The sequence below is a fragment of the Limimaricola variabilis genome, from assembly GCF_014195545.1.
GTDB lineage: Bacteria > Pseudomonadota > Alphaproteobacteria > Rhodobacterales > Rhodobacteraceae > Limimaricola > Limimaricola variabilis.
Map to the genome: position 1 here is coordinate 80,005 of NZ_JACIBX010000012.1, position 16,251 is coordinate 96,255.

Annotated in this window: 14 protein-coding genes; 6 read left to right on the plus strand and 8 right to left on the minus strand. The window is 67.7% G+C overall.

Annotated features, from left to right (window positions below):
- Positions 1–73: 73 nt before the first annotated feature.
- The 6 genes from FHS00_RS14265 to FHS00_RS14290 all read left to right on the plus strand — a co-directional run bounded on the left by FHS00_RS14265 (position 74) and on the right by FHS00_RS14290 (position 6,300).
- Positions 74–736: a paraquat-inducible protein A gene (locus FHS00_RS14265; RefSeq protein WP_183474760.1), complete on the plus strand. Its 663-nt coding sequence runs from the start codon at positions 74–76 to the stop codon at positions 734–736.
- Positions 733–1,377, plus strand: coding sequence for a paraquat-inducible protein A (locus tag FHS00_RS14270; RefSeq protein WP_183474761.1), 645 nt, complete (start codon positions 733–735; stop codon positions 1,375–1,377). Before FHS00_RS14265 ends, FHS00_RS14270 begins: the two co-directional genes overlap by 4 nt.
- Positions 1,374–4,379 (plus strand): MlaD family protein, encoded by a 3,006-nt coding sequence (locus FHS00_RS14275; RefSeq protein ID WP_183474762.1) that lies wholly within the window; start codon positions 1,374–1,376, stop codon positions 4,377–4,379. The genes FHS00_RS14270 and FHS00_RS14275 overlap by 4 nt, the downstream gene beginning before the upstream one ends.
- Positions 4,380–4,382: 3 nt before the next feature.
- On the plus strand, positions 4,383–4,949 hold the full coding sequence (locus FHS00_RS14280) for a PqiC family protein (protein ID WP_183474763.1): 567 nt from the start codon (positions 4,383–4,385) through the stop codon (positions 4,947–4,949).
- A 115-nt stretch (positions 4,950–5,064) separates the two neighbouring features.
- Positions 5,065–5,274 (plus strand): hypothetical protein, encoded by a 210-nt coding sequence (locus FHS00_RS14285; protein ID WP_183474764.1) that lies wholly within the window; start codon positions 5,065–5,067, stop codon positions 5,272–5,274.
- A 66-nt stretch (positions 5,275–5,340) separates the two neighbouring features.
- The gene (locus FHS00_RS14290) at positions 5,341–6,300 is read left to right on the plus strand and encodes a magnesium transporter CorA family protein (protein ID WP_183474765.1); all 960 of its coding nucleotides are present in this window, start codon (positions 5,341–5,343) and stop codon (positions 6,298–6,300) included.
- Between the two features lie 39 nt (positions 6,301–6,339).
- Here FHS00_RS14290 and FHS00_RS14295 read toward each other — a convergent pair whose 3' ends face one another.
- The 8 genes from FHS00_RS14295 to FHS00_RS14330 form a co-directional block, all read right to left on the minus strand.
- Positions 6,340–7,971, minus strand: a complete 1,632-nt coding sequence (locus tag FHS00_RS14295; RefSeq protein ID WP_183474766.1) for an alpha-D-glucose phosphate-specific phosphoglucomutase — start codon at positions 7,969–7,971, stop codon at positions 6,340–6,342.
- Position 7,972: 1 nt separating this feature from the next.
- On the minus strand, positions 7,973–10,084 hold the full coding sequence (gene glgX, locus FHS00_RS14300) for a glycogen debranching protein GlgX (RefSeq protein WP_183474767.1): 2,112 nt from the start codon (positions 10,082–10,084) through the stop codon (positions 7,973–7,975).
- Entirely contained in the window at positions 10,081–11,520 is a 1,440-nt protein-coding gene (glgA, locus tag FHS00_RS14305) for a glycogen synthase GlgA (RefSeq protein ID WP_183474768.1), read from the minus strand. Before glgA ends, glgX begins: the two co-directional genes overlap by 4 nt.
- Entirely contained in the window at positions 11,520–12,782 is a 1,263-nt protein-coding gene (glgC, locus tag FHS00_RS14310) for a glucose-1-phosphate adenylyltransferase (protein ID WP_183474769.1), read from the minus strand. The genes glgA and glgC overlap by 1 nt, the downstream gene beginning before the upstream one ends.
- Before the next feature lie 147 nt (positions 12,783–12,929).
- Complete coding sequence (locus FHS00_RS14315; protein WP_183474770.1) at positions 12,930–13,607, minus strand: nucleoside/nucleotide kinase family protein; 678 nt, start codon at positions 13,605–13,607, stop codon at positions 12,930–12,932.
- A 26-nt stretch (positions 13,608–13,633) separates the two neighbouring features.
- Positions 13,634–14,428 carry an ATP-binding cassette domain-containing protein gene (locus FHS00_RS14320; protein WP_183474771.1) on the minus strand — a complete coding sequence of 265 codons (795 nt, stop codon included), beginning with the start codon at positions 14,426–14,428 and terminating at the stop codon, positions 13,634–13,636.
- Complete coding sequence (locus FHS00_RS14325) at positions 14,425–15,489, minus strand: ABC transporter permease (RefSeq protein WP_183474772.1); 1,065 nt, start codon at positions 15,487–15,489, stop codon at positions 14,425–14,427. The genes FHS00_RS14320 and FHS00_RS14325 overlap by 4 nt, the downstream gene beginning before the upstream one ends.
- Before the next feature lie 144 nt (positions 15,490–15,633).
- Positions 15,634–16,251, minus strand: a 618-nt coding sequence (locus FHS00_RS14330; protein WP_183474773.1) for a substrate-binding domain-containing protein, incomplete at its 5' end; no start/stop codon positions are given.

The following is a 16,251-nucleotide window of genomic DNA, read 5'->3' on the forward strand; positions in this document are numbered from 1 at the left end:
TCGTGCGCGGCCCGTGGCCTTTCCCCTCATGCGGCCGTAGTATTCGGGCCAAGTGATCTGACGGGCGGACCCCATGCACAGCACGGACATTGCGCGCGTCGATCCGGCGCATCTCATCGCCTGCCCGCAGTGCGACGCGATCTATCGTGCGCGGATGCCGGAGCAGGGTGAACGCGCGGTCTGCGCGCGCTGCCACACCGTGCTGATCGCCCCGAGAAAACGCGCGGGCATGATCATCATCATGCTTTCCGCCACCTCGTTGATCCTTGTGCTCGGCGCGGTGTGGTTTCCGTTCCTGAAGATCAGCAGGCAGGGCTTCGTCAACGAGGCGACGCTGCTCGACGCCGCGTTGAGCTTCACCGGCGGGCCGTTGCTTCTGCTGTCCATCGCGGTGACGGCACTGATCGTGCTGGTGCCGATGGCGCGCGCGATCCTAACCATCTACGTGCTCGGCCCGCTGGTCTTCGACCGGCCCGCGCCGCCGGGGGCACTTCGCCTCTTTGCGCTGGCCGAGGCGCTGCGGCCATGGTCGATGGCCGAGATCTTCGCGCTGGGCTGCGCCGTCGCGCTGGTCAAGGTGGCCGACCTTGCGCATCTGAGCTTCGGCCCGGCCTTCTGGATGTTCGCCGCGCTCGTCTTCCTTACGGTGATCCATGACCGCTGGATGTGCCGCTGGTCGGTCTGGGAATCGCTGGAGCATGGCTATGGCGCGCGTCGCGCGAAGGCCCCGGCATGAGCGGCGCCGCCACCCCCATGACCACTGCTCGCGAGGCGGGTCTCGTCGCCTGCACGCGCTGCACCCGGGTCTGGCCGATGGGAACCGACCGGTGCGGCCGCTGCGGCAAGACACTGGTGTCGCGCGACACCCATAGCCTGAGCCGGGTCTGGGCGTGGTGGGCGGCGGGGCTGCTGTGCTATTTTCCGGCGAACCTCTACCCGATGCTGCGCACCCAAGTGCTGTTCCAAGTCTCCGAGGACACCATCGTCGGCGGCGCGATCGAGCTGGCGAAGCAGGGCGCGCCCTTCGTGGCGATCATCATCCTGATCGCCTCGGTGGCGATCCCGATCGGCAAGTTCGCGGCCATCGCCTGGCTCGCCACCTCGGTGCGGCGCGGCTCGCGCACGCCGCCGCAATCGCGCCACAGGCTCTATGAAATCGTGGAGTATATAGGGCGCTGGTCGATGATCGACGTCTTCGTGGTTGCGATCCTGACGGCGCTGGTGCAGTTGAATCTGGCCGCCTCGATCAAGCCGGGCCCGGCGGCGCTCGCTTTCGCACTCTCGGTGATCTTCACGATGCTCTCCGCCCAAGCCTTCGACCCGCGCCTGATCTGGGATCGCGCGGCGGATGATTCCGCCTCGGACGAGCGCGCGTGAGCGGCGAGATACCCGACGTGCCCGTCGAGGGCGAACGGCGGCCGCTGCGCAGCCGCGTCTCGGTCGTCTGGCTGGTGCCCCTCGGCGCGCTGGCCGTGGCGCTGGGCATCGGCTGGAAGCAGTGGAGCGAGCAGGGGCCGCTGATCAAGGTGCAATTCGACGAGGCTGGCGGCGTGCTGGCCGGCGAGACCGAGTTGCGTTTTCGTGACGTGGCGGTTGGCATCGTCGAGCAGGTGAGCTTCACCGAAGGCCTCGATCAGGTGGCGATCTCGATCCGGGTCGACAAGGACATCGCTCCATACATCGACGACGATGCCGATTTCTGGATCGTCCGGCCCGAGGTCTCGACCGAGGGCGTGTCAGGCCTCGATACGGTGCTGTCGGGGGTCTATATCCGCGGCCAGTGGGACGGTCAGGCCGGCAAGGCCGGACGCAGCTTCGCCGGGCTCGAACGCGCACCGCTGCTTGGCCCCGACCGCGATGGCATCGAGATCACGCTGCGCGCGACCGAGGGCGTCCTCTCCGGCAACAGCCCGATCCTCTACAAGGGCGTGGAGGCTGGACGCATCGGTCAGGCCGGCGTGTCCGCCGACGGTTTCTACGTCGAGGCGCCTGCGGTGATCTACGCGCCCTTTGACAACCTCGTCACCGAGACGACGCGGTTCTGGGACACCTCCGGCTTCTCGGTCAAGATCGGCACCGGTGGGGCCGAGATCGATTTTGACAGCGTCGCGGCCCTGCTCGCGGGCGGGCTTGCCTTCGACACCTTCGTGTCGGGCGCGACGCTGGCCCAGAGCGGCCAGACCTTCGAGGTCTACGACGCCGAGGAAACCGCTCGCAACTCGGTGTTCAACACCCCGGACGGCCCCTCGCTCAACCTCGTGGCCGTGTTCGACGGCAACGTCTCGGGGCTTGCGGTCGGCGCGCCGGTCGAGCTCGATGGCGTGCGCATCGGCTCGGTGTCCGGTCTCAACGGCCTCGTCGACGAGGAGCGCTTCGGCGATCGCGGCGTCAGGCTTCAGACCGTGCTGACCATCCTGCCGTCGCGGCTCGGCATGGCCGATGAAGGCGGCGTCGAGGAGGCGCTGCAGTATTTCGTCGACGAGGTTGCCGATGGGCTCCGCGCTAGGCTCGTTACCGGGTCGATCCTGACCGGCGGCCTCAAGGTGCAGCTGATCGACGTACCGGCCACCGAGCAGGCCGTGCTCGACGTCAACGCTCTGCCCTATCCGGCGATCCCGGTGACCGAGAGCGAGATCTCCGACGTGCAGGCCACGGCGCAGGGCACGCTTGACCGGATCAACAACCTGCCGATCGAGGAACTGCTGGCCTCCGCCACCAGCTTCCTCGAGAATTCGGCCCGGCTGATCGGCTCCGAGGATCTGCAGCAGACCCCGAGCGACATCCGCGCGCTGCTCGGCGATATCCGCGGCTTCGTCGGCTCCGATGAAGTGCAGGCCGTGCCGGAGCAGATCGGCGTGGTGATGAGCGAGATTGAGCTCGCCGTCTCGGATGTCCGCGCGATCCTCGACGACGTGCGCGCGGCCGAGGCCGTGACGCGCATCCTCGCGGCGGTCGACGGGGCCACGGCGGTGACCGCCGATCTCGACACCGCGCTCGACGGCGTGCCGGAGCTGATCGACAACCTCAACCGCGTGGCCGAGACGGCTGCCGAGCTGCCGCTCGAGACCTTGCTGACAGAGGTGTCGGGTCTGGCCGAGGAGGCGCGCGGCCTCATCGGTACCGAGGAGACGCAGGCCCTGCCGGGGCGTGTCAACACGCTCCTCGCCGAGCTGGAAGGCGGCACCGCCGAGGCACGGACGCTGATCGCCGGGCTGAACGAACAGCAGGCCGTCACGCGGCTGCTGGAGACGGTCGACGCGGCCCGCGCCGCGGTGACGACGCTCGACGAGTCGCTGGCCGGTGTTCCGCAGCTGGTCTCGCGGCTCGACACGCTGGCGGCCACCGCCAACGAATTGCCGCTTGAGACGCTGCTTACCGAGGTCGGCGATCTCGCCGGCGCCGCGCGCGGCCTGATCGACACGGACGACGCCCGCGCTCTGCCGGGCCGGGTCAACGCGCTGCTGGCCGAGCTCGAGACCGGCACTGCCGAGGCGCGGACCCTGATCGCCACGTTCAATGAGGAGCAGGGCGTGACGCGCCTGCTGGAGACCGTCGACGCGGCAGGACAGGCGGCGTCGCGGCTCGACGCTTCGCTCGAGGGCGTGCCGCAGCTGATCGAACGGATCGACGCCGTGGCCGCGATGGCCCAGGAGCTGCCGGTCGACACGCTGCTCGACCGGGTCTCGGGCCTCGCGCAGGACGCGCGCGCTCTGATCGGCACCGAGGCGGCGCGGGCGCTGCCGGGCCAGCTCGGCACGCTTGCAGGCGAGCTCGAGCTGGGGGTCGCCGAAGCGCGTACCCTGCTGGCCGAGGTCAACGCGGGCGGCGGCGGCGAGAGCCTCGTGGCGGCGATCGACAGCGCCGCACGCGCGGCCGACAGCCTCGACCGCTCGCTATCGGGCGCGCCGCAGCTGATCGACAGCCTGAACGCGGTGGCGGGCAAGGCTGCCGATCTGCCGCTCGAGGTGCTGGTAGCCGAGGCAAACAGCCTGCTCAACAGCGCCGATCGGCTGATCAAGCAGGACTCGGTGCGTGCGCTGCCGGGTGAGCTGAACGGCGCGCTCGGCGAGCTGCGGGTCATCCTCGCGCAGATCAGCGAGGGCGGCGTGGTCGAGAACGCCAACGCCACGTTCGCTTCGGCCGCCAACGCCGCCGACCGTCTGGCCGAGGCCGCCCGCACGTTGCCCTCGCTGGTCAGCCGCGCCGAGGCGCTGCTGGTGACCTCGAACGGCACGGTGGCGACGATCGGCGACAGCACCGAACCGGCGCTGCGCGACCTGCGCGCGGCCCTGCGCGAGGTGTCTCAGGCCGCCGAGGCCGTGGGCTCGCTCGCCCGGGCCATCGAACGCCGCCCCAATTCGCTTCTGACAGGACGCTAGACCATGAAGAACCGTCCGTTCGCCGCCTTGGCGCTCCTCACTCTGCTAGCCGCCTGCGGCGGGCCGGAACTGCGCTACGCGGTGCCGCAGATCGCACCGACCGAGAAGGTTTCGATCGCCTTCGCCTCGGTCGAGGTGCGCGAGATCACGCTGCCGACCTATGCGGCGCTCGAAGAGATCTTCGTCGAGACGCCCGAAGGGGTGATCACCACCGCCGACAAGCTGCTCTGGGCCGACGATCCGGCGCGCGCCGCGACGCTGGAACTGTCGCGCGCCCTCGGCCTGTCGACGGGTGCGCGGGTGGCGCCCGAACCGTGGCCCTTCGACGATTTCGCCGAGGCGCGGGTCGAGGTCCGCGTCGAGGAGTTCCTGGCCGACGCGCAGGGCCGCTTCCGGGTGGCGGGGCAGTATTTCGTGGCGACGCGCGACGCGCTGGGTCGCGACAAGGCCGATACCTTCGCGATCGCCGTGCCGATCCCCGAGGCCCCCGGTGCGGCCGGCCTCGCAGCGGCGCGCGCCAAGGCAATGACCGAGCTGGCCGAACTGATCGCCAAGTCCGGCCTGCGCTGACGTAAACTTCCCGAGCGGAACGAAACCCTGTGCTTCGTTCCGCTCTCTCGGGCATGATCGCGCGGACGATGTCGGGGCCCGAAGGGGCCACGGCAATGCCAACGGAGGCGGCCAGATGAGATTCTTCGACGTGCGTAGTCCGATCTTCATCCCGCTTTGGCGGCGGGTGCTGGTGTTCGGCCTCGTGTTGGGCTGGGCGCTGCTGGAGCTGTGGCGCGGCGCGCCGGGATGGGCGCTGCTGTTCGGCGTCGCGGCGCTCTGGATCGGCTGGCAGTTCTTCTTCGATTTCCGCCTCCCGGAGGACGACACCGACCGCGACCGCTGAGCCGGGCTGGACCGGGGCGAGGTGGCGCTATCTCCCTCATGCGACGCATGAAACAGGAGAGACGCGATGCTGGCTGCCTACCGACCCGATGCCCCCGGTCTCGCGCCGCTCGAGGCCGAGGCCGATCTTGCGAAGGCGATCTGGATCGACCTGCTCGAGCCAGATGCCGAGGAGACCGCGCGGGTCGAGGCGCTGGGGCTGTCGGTTCCGACCCTCGAAGACATGGAGGAGATCGAGATCTCCAACCGCCTGCATCGCGAGGGCGACTGCCAGGTGATGACGGTGATGCTGCCCGGGCGAGACGCCGAGAGGCGGCAGTTCTCTGGCCCGGTGACCTTCCTTCTGACGCCCGATCGACTGATCACGGTGCGCCACCATACGCCGCGCCCCTTCGAGACCTTCGGGACCCGGGCCGAGCGGTCGAGCGCGGGCATCGGCAGCCCGGTGCGGGTCTTCCTTGGGCTGGTCGAGGAGATCATCGCGCGTCAGGCCGACCTTTTGGAGGCGACGGGTCGGGTGCTCGACCGTGTGGCGAGCGAAGTCTATGGCGAGGAGGCCAACGACGTGGAGGGGCTGCGGCTGGCCCTACGCGATATCGGCCAGCAGGGGGAACTGACGGCCAAGGTGCGGCTGGCCCTATTCACAATGGAGCGGATGCTTTCGACTTTCATCGTCTGGAACGGCACGATGAAGCACCGCGACCCGCAGATCGCGACGCTGGCCAAGGCGCAGATGCGCGACATCAACGCGCTGGAGGTGCATCTGGATTTTCTCAACAGCCGCGTGGCGCTGGCGACCGACGCCACGCTGGGCATGATCAATCTCGACGAGAACGCCGTGGTGCGCACGCTCTCGGTCGTCGCGGCGCTGTTTCTGCCGCCGACGCTGATCGCCTCGATCTACGGGATGAACTTTGCCCACATGCCCGAACTGGACGAGCCCTATGCCTATTTCATCGCACTGAGCGCGATGGTCGCTTCGGCGGTGGGAACCTGGATCTGGTTCAAGGCCAAGGGCTGGCTGTGAGGCCGGGGCCCCGCCGCCGGGACGGCGGGGCCGGATGCGTCAGGTGATGACATTGGGCGCGTCGCGGCCGGTATGGGACTTGATGCCCGCGATCTCGTCGGCGGCGGCAATGATCGGCGCCAGCGCGTCCTGCGGGTCGCGATCGCATTTGGCGGGATCGGTCTCCAGCGCTTCGAGATAGACGCGCAGCGTCGCGCCCACCGTGCCGGTGCCCGAGAGCCGGAACACGACGCGGCCGCCATCCTCGAAGCCGATGCGCAGACCCTGCGCCGTGGCACGGCTGCCATCGACGGGATCGTCATAGGAGAACTCGTCGGCGGTCTTCACCGTCAGCCCGCCGAAGCTCTGGCCGGGCAGGCTGCCCAGCTTGCCGCGTAGCCCATCCATCAGCGCGTTGGCCTTGTCGGTCTCCACATCCTCGTAGTCGTGACGCGAGTAGTAGTTGCGCCCGTATTCGGCGTAATGCTCTGCCAGCAGCTCCTTCACGCTCTTCTTCGTCGCGGCGAGGATGTTGAGCCAAAGGAGCACCGCCCAGAGCCCGTCCTTCTCGCGCACGTGGTCCGAGCCGGTGCCGGCGCTTTCTTCGCCGCAGAGCGTCGCCTTCCCGGCATCGAGCAGGTTGCCGAAAAACTTCCAGCCGGTCGGCGTCTCGTAGCAGGCGATGCCCTTCTTCTCGGCGACGCGGTCCACGGCGGCCGAGGTCGGCATTGAGCGGGCCACGCCCTTGAGGCCGCCGCTATAGGCCGGGGCGAGATGGGCATGGGCCGCGAGCAGCGCGAGGCTGTCGGAGGGGGTGACGTAGACGCCGCGCCCCATGATCATGTTGCGATCCCCGTCACCATCCGAGGCGGCGCCGAAATCGGGCGCGTCGTCGCCCATCATCGCATCGACCAGATCCTTGGCCCAGATCGGGTTCGGATCCGGGTGACCGCCGCCGAAATCAGGCGACGGCGTGCCGTTGACCACCGATCCCGACGCAGCGCCGAGCCGGTTTTCGAGGATCTCGACCGCATAGGGGCCGGTCACCGCATGCATCGCGTCGAACCGGACGCGGAAGCCCGAGGCGAGCAATTCGCGGATCGCGTCGAAGTCGAAGATTTCCTCCATCAGCATCGCGTAGTCGGCCACCGGGTCGACGACCTCGATCTGCATGTCACCAAGGCTGGTCGTGCCGGGGGAGGCGAGATCGACGTCCTGCGCCTCGACGATGCGGTAGCGGGTCAGCCCCTGGGTCGCGGCGTGGATCTTGTCGGTGATGCTTTCGGGGGCGGGACCGCCATTGGCGGCGTTGAACTTCAACCCGAAATCCTCGTCCTCGCCGCCGGGATTGTGGCTGGCCGAGAGGATCAGACCGCCATCGGTGCCGCGCTTGCGGATCAGGTGCGAGGCGGCGGGCGTCGACAGGACCGCGTCCTGACCGACGATGACCTTGGCGGCGCCATTCGCGGCAGCCATGCGCAGGATCACCTGTGCCGCGCGGTCGTTGAAGTAGCGCCCGTCGCCACCGAGAACCAGGGTCTTGCCCTCGACCCCGCCGATGCCGTCGAAGATCGACTGCACGTAGTTCTCAAGAAAATGCGGGCCCATGAAGACGCGCGTCTTCTTGCGCAGGCCGCTGGTGCCGGGCTTCTGGCCCTGGATCGGCTTGGTGTCGACCGTGATCGGTTTCATGTCAGTCTCCTCGGCTTGCGGGTGTCTGGGCGGTCTCTGCGGGTTCGAGCACCATCACCACGACGGAACGGCCGCGGATGCGGGTGCGCAGCCCGTGCGGGCGCGGGTCGGCCATGGGCCGGGCGCTGTCGATATGGCGCACCCATTGATAGCCCTCGGGCGGGGCGGGCAGGGCGACTGGGCAGGGGCCGCCATTGTTGATGACGATGAACAGCGCGTATTCCAACGCCGCGTAGTCGGGCGTTCCCGACGCGGTGCGCATCTCGCAGGCCAACAACCGCCGCTCGGGGTCCTGCCAGTCGGCGTCGGTCATCGGTCGGCCGTCGGCGCGGCGCCAGAACAGATCGGTGCGGTTGTCGATCTTGCGGCTGCGGGCGTGCAGGAAACGCTTCTGCCGCAAGATCGGATGGGCGCGTCGGAACGCCACCAGCTTGCGTACGAAGGCGAGGAAGTCCGGGTCATTGCCCGACCAGTTGACCCAGCCGATTTCGTTGTTCTGGCAATAGGCGTTGTTGTTGCCCTGCTGGCTGTTGCCCAGCTCGTCGCCGGCAAGCAGCATCGGCGTGCCTTGGCTGATCATCAACGTCGCCAGCATGTTGCGACGCCGCCGGGCGCGGGCGGCGTTGATCGACACGTCGTCGGTCGGCCCCTCGACGCCCATGTTGTCGCTGTGATTGGCGGAATGGCCGTCGCGGTTGTCCTCGCCATTGGCCTCGTTGTGCTTCTCGTTGTAGGACACCAAGTCCATCAGCGTGAAGCCGTCATGCGCGGTCAGGAAGTTGATCGAGGCGGTCGCGGGTCGGTTGTCATGGTCGAATTGCTGGGCCGATCCCGAAAGCCGGCTGGCCAGCTTGCCGATCATGTCGGGGCTGCCGCGCCAGAAATCCCGCACCTCGTCGCGGAACTTGTCGTTCCACTCCGAAAAGGGCGGCGGGTAGGCGCCGAGCTGGTAGCCGCCCGGTCCGATGTCCCAAGGCTCCGCGATCAGCTTGACCCGGCCCAGCACCGGGTCCTGGCGCAGTGCCTGGAAGAACGGGGCGTTGCGGTCGAAGCCATCTCGCCGACGGCCCAGCGTCGTGCACAGGTCGAAGCGAAAGCCGTCCACGCCCATCACCTCGACCCAGTAGCGCAAGCTGTCCATCACCATGCGCAGCACCATCGGATGCTCGATGTTGAGGGTGTTGCCGGTGCCGGTGTCGTCGATGTGGTAGCGCCGGTTCTCCGCCAGCCGGTAGTAACTGGCGTTGTCGAGGCCGCGGAAGCACAGCGTCGGGCCGAGCTGGTTGCCCTCGCCGGTGTGGTTGTAGACCACGTCGAGCAGCACCTCGATCCCGGCGGAGTGGAACCGGTCCACCATGGCCCGGAACTCGGCGATGTCGTGGGAGGCGAGGTAGCGCGGCTCGGGGGCGAAGAAGCCGATCGACTGGTATCCCCAGTAGTTCGACAGGCCCTTTTCCACGAGGAAGCGGTCATTGACGAAGGCATGCACCGGGAGAAGCTCGATCGCGGTGATGCCGAGGCGTCCGAGATGGTCGATGATCCGGTCTGACGCCAACCCCTGGAACCGGCCCCGGCTGGCAATGTCGGGCCGGTCTGCGGTGAGGCCTGCGACATGCGCCTCGTAGATCACCGTATCGGCCATGGGCCGGTCGGGATGGCGCGCGGGCAACAGCTTGGAGGTGTCGCAGACCACCGAGCGGGTCATGTAGGGCGCGCTGTCGCGGGTGTCGTAGCTCAGATCCTGCAGCTTCGAGCGGGTGTCGTAGCCATGCAGCGCGTCGTGCCAGATCGGATGGCCGCTGATCTGCTTGCCATACGGGTCGAGCAGCAGCTTGTTGGGGTTGAAGCGATGGCCTTCGTCGGGGCGGTAGGGGCCATGGGCGCGGAAGCCGTAATGCTGGCCAGGCTTCAATCCAGGGATGTAGCCGTGCCAGACATGCCCCTCGCGCTCGGGCAGATCGATGCGGGCAGTCTCGCGGCCGTGACGCTCGAACAGGCAGAGCTGCATGCGCGTGGCGTTTTGCGAGAAGACGGCGAAGTTGACCCCTTCGCCGTCATAGGTTGCGCCGAGCGGGTGGGGCCGGCCGGCGCTGATCCGGTTCTTCCTGTTCATGCCGCGGCGATAGCATCCCGGTAGAGCGCCGCATAGGCCCTCGCCGAGCTGGTCCAGCCAACCGGCTGGCGCATCGCGTTGGCCTGCATCTGGGCCCAGACCTCCGGCTCGGCATGAAGGTCGCACAGCCGGTCGAGCGCCACGGCCAGGGGATCCTTGGCGACCGGGTGGAATTGCAGCCCGGTCGCCACGCCACGGTCGAGCGCGGCGGGAGAGGCGTTGATCACGGTATCGGCGAGGCCCCCGGTCAGCGCCACCACGGGAATGGTGCCATAGCGCAGGCCGTAGAGCTGGGTCAGCCCGCAGGGCTCGAAGCGCGAGGGCACGAGGATCGCGTCGGAGCCGGCGATCAGCCGATGCGACAGTGCCTCGTCATAGCCGATCCGTACCGCCACGTTGTCCTCCCGCGCGGCGTCGCGGAATGCATCCTCCAGCGCCCGGTCCCCCGAGCCTAGAAGCGCCAGCTGGCCGCCGCGATCCAGAAGCGCGGGCAGGGCCTCGAGAAGCAGATCGAGGCCCTTCTGCTCGGTCAGCCGCGACACGACACAGCAGAGCGGCCCGGGGGCCTCGGGCAGGCCCATCTCGGCGCGCAGCGCGTCGCGATTGGGCGCCTTCCCTGCCGGATGACGATAGCCTTCGGCGATATGCGGGTCGGTGGCGGGATTCCAGGCCGTTTCGTCGATGCCGTTGAGGATGCCCGACAGGTCGCGACGGCGGGCCCGCATCACCCCGTCGAGCCCCATGCCAAATTCGGGCCGCATCAGCTCGGCCGCATAGGTGGGCGACACGGTGGTCAGCCGGTCGGCGCGCATCAGCCCGGCCTTGAGCGCCGAGAGCTTGCCGTAATATTCGAAGCCGTCGGCGTGGAAGCGCGATCGTGGCAGACCGAGCCGCTCGATCATGTGGTGACCCGTCAGCCCTTGGAACGCGATGTTGTGGATCGTCAGCACCGTCGCGCAGTCGCCGCCTTCGCGCTCGAGATAGTCAGGCACGAAACCGGCCTGCCAGTCATGGCAGTGGATCAGCTCGGGGCGCCATGCCGCGCCGTCGATCGTCAGGCCCCGGGCGCCGATCCGCGCCGCCATGAGGCTGAGCGCGGCAAAGCGTTCGGGGTTGTCGGGCCAATCCTGCCCGTCCGGCCCTAGATAGATCGAGCCCTCGCGGGCGAAGAGATGCGGCGCGTCGAGCACCAGCAGGTCGAGCCCGGCCGCGTGCCCGGCGAGCAGCCGGGCCGGACCACCGAAGAGGTCGGCTTCCGCGGCCACTTGCCCCGCGCCGTGGCCCAGTGCCGCCATCACCGCCGGGTAGCCCGGCAACAGCGTGCGCATCTCGACGCCCTCGGCGCGCAGCGCGGCGGGCAGGGCGCCAGCCACGTCGGCGAGACCGCCGGTCTTGACCAGCGGCGCGCATTCCGAGGCGACCGACAGCACCCGCATCAGAGCGAGGCCGCCCGCTTGTCGAGCATCGCCTGGGTGATCAGCGTCACGCCGCCTTCGGAGACGCGGAAGTGCTTGGCGTCTTCTTCCGGGTCCTCGCCTACCACGAGCCCTTCGGGGATCTTCACGCCCGCGTCGATCACCGCGTTCTTCAACCGCGCATGGCGCGCGACGTTGACATAGGGCAGCACCACGGTGTGATCGAGCACCGAATAGGAATTGGTGTGCACCTGCGTGAAGAGCAGCGAATTGCGCACCTCGGTACCGGAGATGATACAGCCGCCCGACACCATCGAGGAGACGGCCGAGCCGCGCCGGTCCTTCTCGTCATGGATGAACTTGGCAGGCGGCACGCTCTCGGAATAGGTCCAGATCGGCCATTCGCGGTCCCACAGGTTCAACTCGGGGTCGAAATTGGTGAGGTCGATATTGGCCTGCCAGAAGGCGTCGACCGTGCCGACGTCGCGCCAATAGGCCTCGCGCCCCTCCGGACGCACGCAGGAATCGTCGAAGCGATGCGCCATCGCCTTGCCGTTCTTGACGATGTCGGGGATCAGGTCGGTGCCGAAATCGTGGCTGGAATTCTCGTCCTCGGCGTCCTTCGCCAAGAGCTCGCGCAGGAATTTCCACGAGAAGACGTAGATCCCCATCGAGGCGAGCGCCTTGTCCGGCTGGCCGGGGATCGCGGGCGGATCCTTGGGCTTTTCGAGGAAGGAGGTGATGCGGCTGTCCTCGTCGACATGCATGACGCCGAAGGCGGTAGCCTCCATGCGCGGCACGGTCAGGCAGCCGACGGTGACGTCGGCGCCCGAGTCCACGTGCTGCTGCAGCATGATCTCGTAATCCATCTTGTAGATGTGGTCGCCCGCGAGGATCACGACGTAATCGACATCGTAGCCGTCGACGATGTCGATGTTCTGCGTCACCGCATCTGCGGTGCCGCGGTACCACATGCTCTCCGAGACCCGCTGCGAGGCGGGCAGGATGTCGAGGAACTCGTTGCGCTCGGCGCGAAAGAAGGTCCAGCCGCGCTGGCAGTGGCGGATCAGGCTGTGCGCCTTGTACTGCGTCGCCACCGCGATCTTGCGGATGCCGGAGTTCATGGCGTTGGAGAGCGCGAAGTCGATGATCCGCGCCTTGCCGCCGAAATAGACGGCCGGCTTCACCCGGCGATCGGTCAACTCCCGCAACCGGGAGCCTCGGCCGCCGGCAAGTACGAAGGCCATGGAGCGCTGCGAAAGTCTGCGATGAGTCTGTGCCATGAGTACGGGCCTCCCTGTCCCTCGTCGTCCTGCCCACGCGCCCGGCGCGGAGGCTCTCAGGTTCGTGAGCATAGGGCAGAATCGGCTGTCAGCAACGTCCAAAGTCGCTTTGGAACACACGGATTTCGCAGGTTTTTTTGGTTAAGGCTAATCCGACGCGTGACGCATGGCGGGCTGAGCCGATGACGCGACGTAAGGGGGGCGCAAAACCAGATCGGAGGGCAGGGCGTGCTCGATCACCCGCTGCGCGTTGGGCACGTCGTTGTGCATCGCCCGCTGCGTCGCCGCCGCACGGCTCAACCCATGGCCGAGCCAGCGAGCGATAAGTCGCGCGCGCAACTCGGGAAGCGGCACGTCGAGCAGCGCCGAGATGTCCCAGATCCGAGCCAGTTCGGACCAGGGCGCTTCATCGAACAGCAGGTAGTTGCCTTCGACGATCACCACCTTGGCCTCGGCCTCCACCAGCTGCGCGCCGGCGATGGCGATGTCCCGCGTTCGGTCGAACACCGGGGCCACGACCTCCTCGCCGCGCGCGAGCCGCTTGACCAGCAGCACGAAGCCGCGCGCGTCGAAGGTCTCCGGCGCGCCCTTGCGGTTGCGCAGGCCGCGCCGGTCGAGCACGGCGTTGTCGAGGTGAAAACCGTCCATCGGCACCAGCCGGGCCGAAAGCTTCTGCCGCTCCAGCCGTCGGGCCAGTTCGGCGGCCAGGGTGGATTTGCCGCTGCCGGGCGCGCCGGCGATGCCGACGATCACCCGGGGCTTGCGCTCGGCCAGTTCGTGGACCCGTTCCGCCAGCGCGTTGATGTGCGATGTCACGTCGAGCAAGCGCGCCTCTCGGTCTTGGTCGGCCGTCATGCGGCCTCGAACTCGTCTTCGGGTTCCTTCGCCCCCGTCATATAGGCAACCGCGTCCGACATCGAATGATTCTTGGGGTCGATGACGCAAAGCCGCTTGCCGAGACGGTGCACGTGGATCCGGTCGGCGACCTCGAAGACATGCGGCATGTTGTGGCTGATCAGGATGATCGGGATGCCGCGCGACTTCACATCGAGGATGAGTTCGAGCACGCGGCGGCTTTCCTTCACGCCGAGCGCGGCGGTTGGCTCGTCGAGGATGATCACCTTGGAGCCGAAGGCCGCGGCGCGGGCGACCGCCACGCCTTGGCGTTGCCCGCCCGACAACGTCTCGACCGCCTGGTTGATGTTCTGGATCGTCATCAGCCCGAGGTCGTTCAGCTTCTGGCGGGCGAACTGCTCCATCGCCGGGCGGTCGAGCTGACGGAGCCACTTGCCCCGGAAGCCCGGTTTGCGCAGTTCGCGCCCCATGAACATGTTGTCGGCGATCGACAAAGCGGGCGACATGGCGAGCTGTTGGTACACCGTTTCGATGCCGGCATGACGGGCGTCGTTGGGCGAATGGAAATGCACTTGCCGACCCTCGAGTGAGACCTCGCCGTCGTCGGGCGTGACCGCGCCCGATAGAGCTTTGATCAGCGTCGACTTGCCCGCGCCGTTGTCGCCGATCACCGCGAGGATTTCGCCCGGGTAGAGGTCGAAGTCGCAATGATCGAGGGCGACCACCTTGCCGTAGCGCTTGACGAGGTTTCGGCCCTTGAGGATGGGTTCGCGTTTCTGTTCGATGCTCATGCCGACACCTTCCTGATCCATTGGTCCACGGCCACGGCGGCGATGATCAGCACGCCGATGAAGAAATAGGTCCACTGCGCGTCGGCCCCGAGCAGGCGCAGCCCGAGCGAGAACACGCCCACGATCAGAGCGCCGAACAGCGAGCCCATGATCGAACCGCGCCCGCCGAAGAGCGAGATGCCCCCGATCACCACGGCGGTGATGCTTTCGATGTTGGCGTCGTAGCCGGAGGTGGGCGAGACCGAGCCGATCCGTCCGATCAGCGCCCAGCCGGCGAAGGCACAGATCAGCCCCGACAGCATGTAGACCGAGACGAGGGTGCGCTTGACGTTGACGCCCGACAGCTGCGCGGCCTCGGCGTCGTCGCCCACCGCATAGACATGCCGTCCCCAGGCGGTGTGGCGCAGCACCCAGCCCAGCACGAGGATCAGCGCGATCATGAACACCACGCCCACCGTGAACACCGCCCCGCCGATCTGGAACTTGGCGCCGAAGATCTGCAGGATCGGGGCGGCGGCCTCGATCTCTTGCGCTCGGATCGTCTCGTTGGCGGAATAGAGGTAGTTGGTGGCGAGGAAGATCTGCCAGCTGCCCAGCGTCACGATGAAGGGCGGCAGCCGCATCACCGAAACGAGCCAGCCATTTACGAAGCCGCAGGCGGTGCCGACGGTCAGCCCGCACAGAACCGCGATCGGGGCGGGGATGCCGTATCGGAAGGTGAACTGACCCATCACGACCGAGGAGAGCACCATGATCGCGCCGACCGAGAGGTCGATCCCGGCGGTCAGGATGACGAGGCTCTGCGCGGCGGCGACGATGCCGACGATCTGCACCTGTTGCAGGATCAGCGTCAGAGCGAAAGGCGAGAAGAAGCGCGAGCCCAGGAGCAGGCCGAAAATCACGATCGAGGCGAGCAGCACGATCAGCGGTACCAGCGCTGGCGTGACGTGCAGCGCGTGCTGTAAGCGGCTGAGCGGGCTGCTGCGGTCTTCGTGGAACTCGGCTACCGTCTCGGCGCGTTTCTCGCGCACCGAGGCTTCGTAGTGATCGGTATCTGTCATGACGCGCCCCTCCCGTGGCGTGTGTCAGGGCACACGCCACCGGCGCGCAGCCCCTCGTGATCGGGGCGGGCACGGGGCCCGCCCCGTCTGGGACATCCTGCGCCTCCGAGGAGGCTCAGGACAAATCATTTGTGTGGCAGGGCCTCAGCCCCAGCAGAGTTCCTGGCCTTCCTCGACCGAGATCGACTCGACGCCATCGACGGGCTCGTCGGTCACCAGCTTCACCCCGGTGTCGTAGAAGTCCTTGCCCTCGGTGTTCTCGGGCAGGGTGCCATCCTCGGCGTATTGCGCGATCGCCTCGACGCCGAGCCGGGCCATCTCCAGCGGGTATTGCTGGGAGGTGGCGCCGATGATGCCGTCGGCCACGTTCTGCACGCCGGGGCAGCCGCCATCGACCGAGACGATCAGCACATCGTTCTCGCGGCCGATCGCCTTGAGCGCCTCGTAGGCACCGGCGGCGGCGGGCTCGTTGATGGTGTAGACGACGTTGATCTCGGGATCCTTGGCGAGCAGGTTCTCCATCGCCGTGCGGCCGCCTTCCTCGTTGCCGGCCGTCACGTCGTTGCCGACGATGCGCGGGTCGTCCTCGTCGCCCCACTTGTTCGGGTCCTTGGTGTCGATGCCGAAGCCGGTCAGGAAGCCCTGATCGCGCAGAACGTCGACCGAAGGCTGGCTGACGCCGAGGTCGAGCATCGCGATCTTGGCGTTGGCGGCCTCTTCGCCGAGCTTGGCGGCGGCCCATTTGCCGATCAGTTCGCCCGC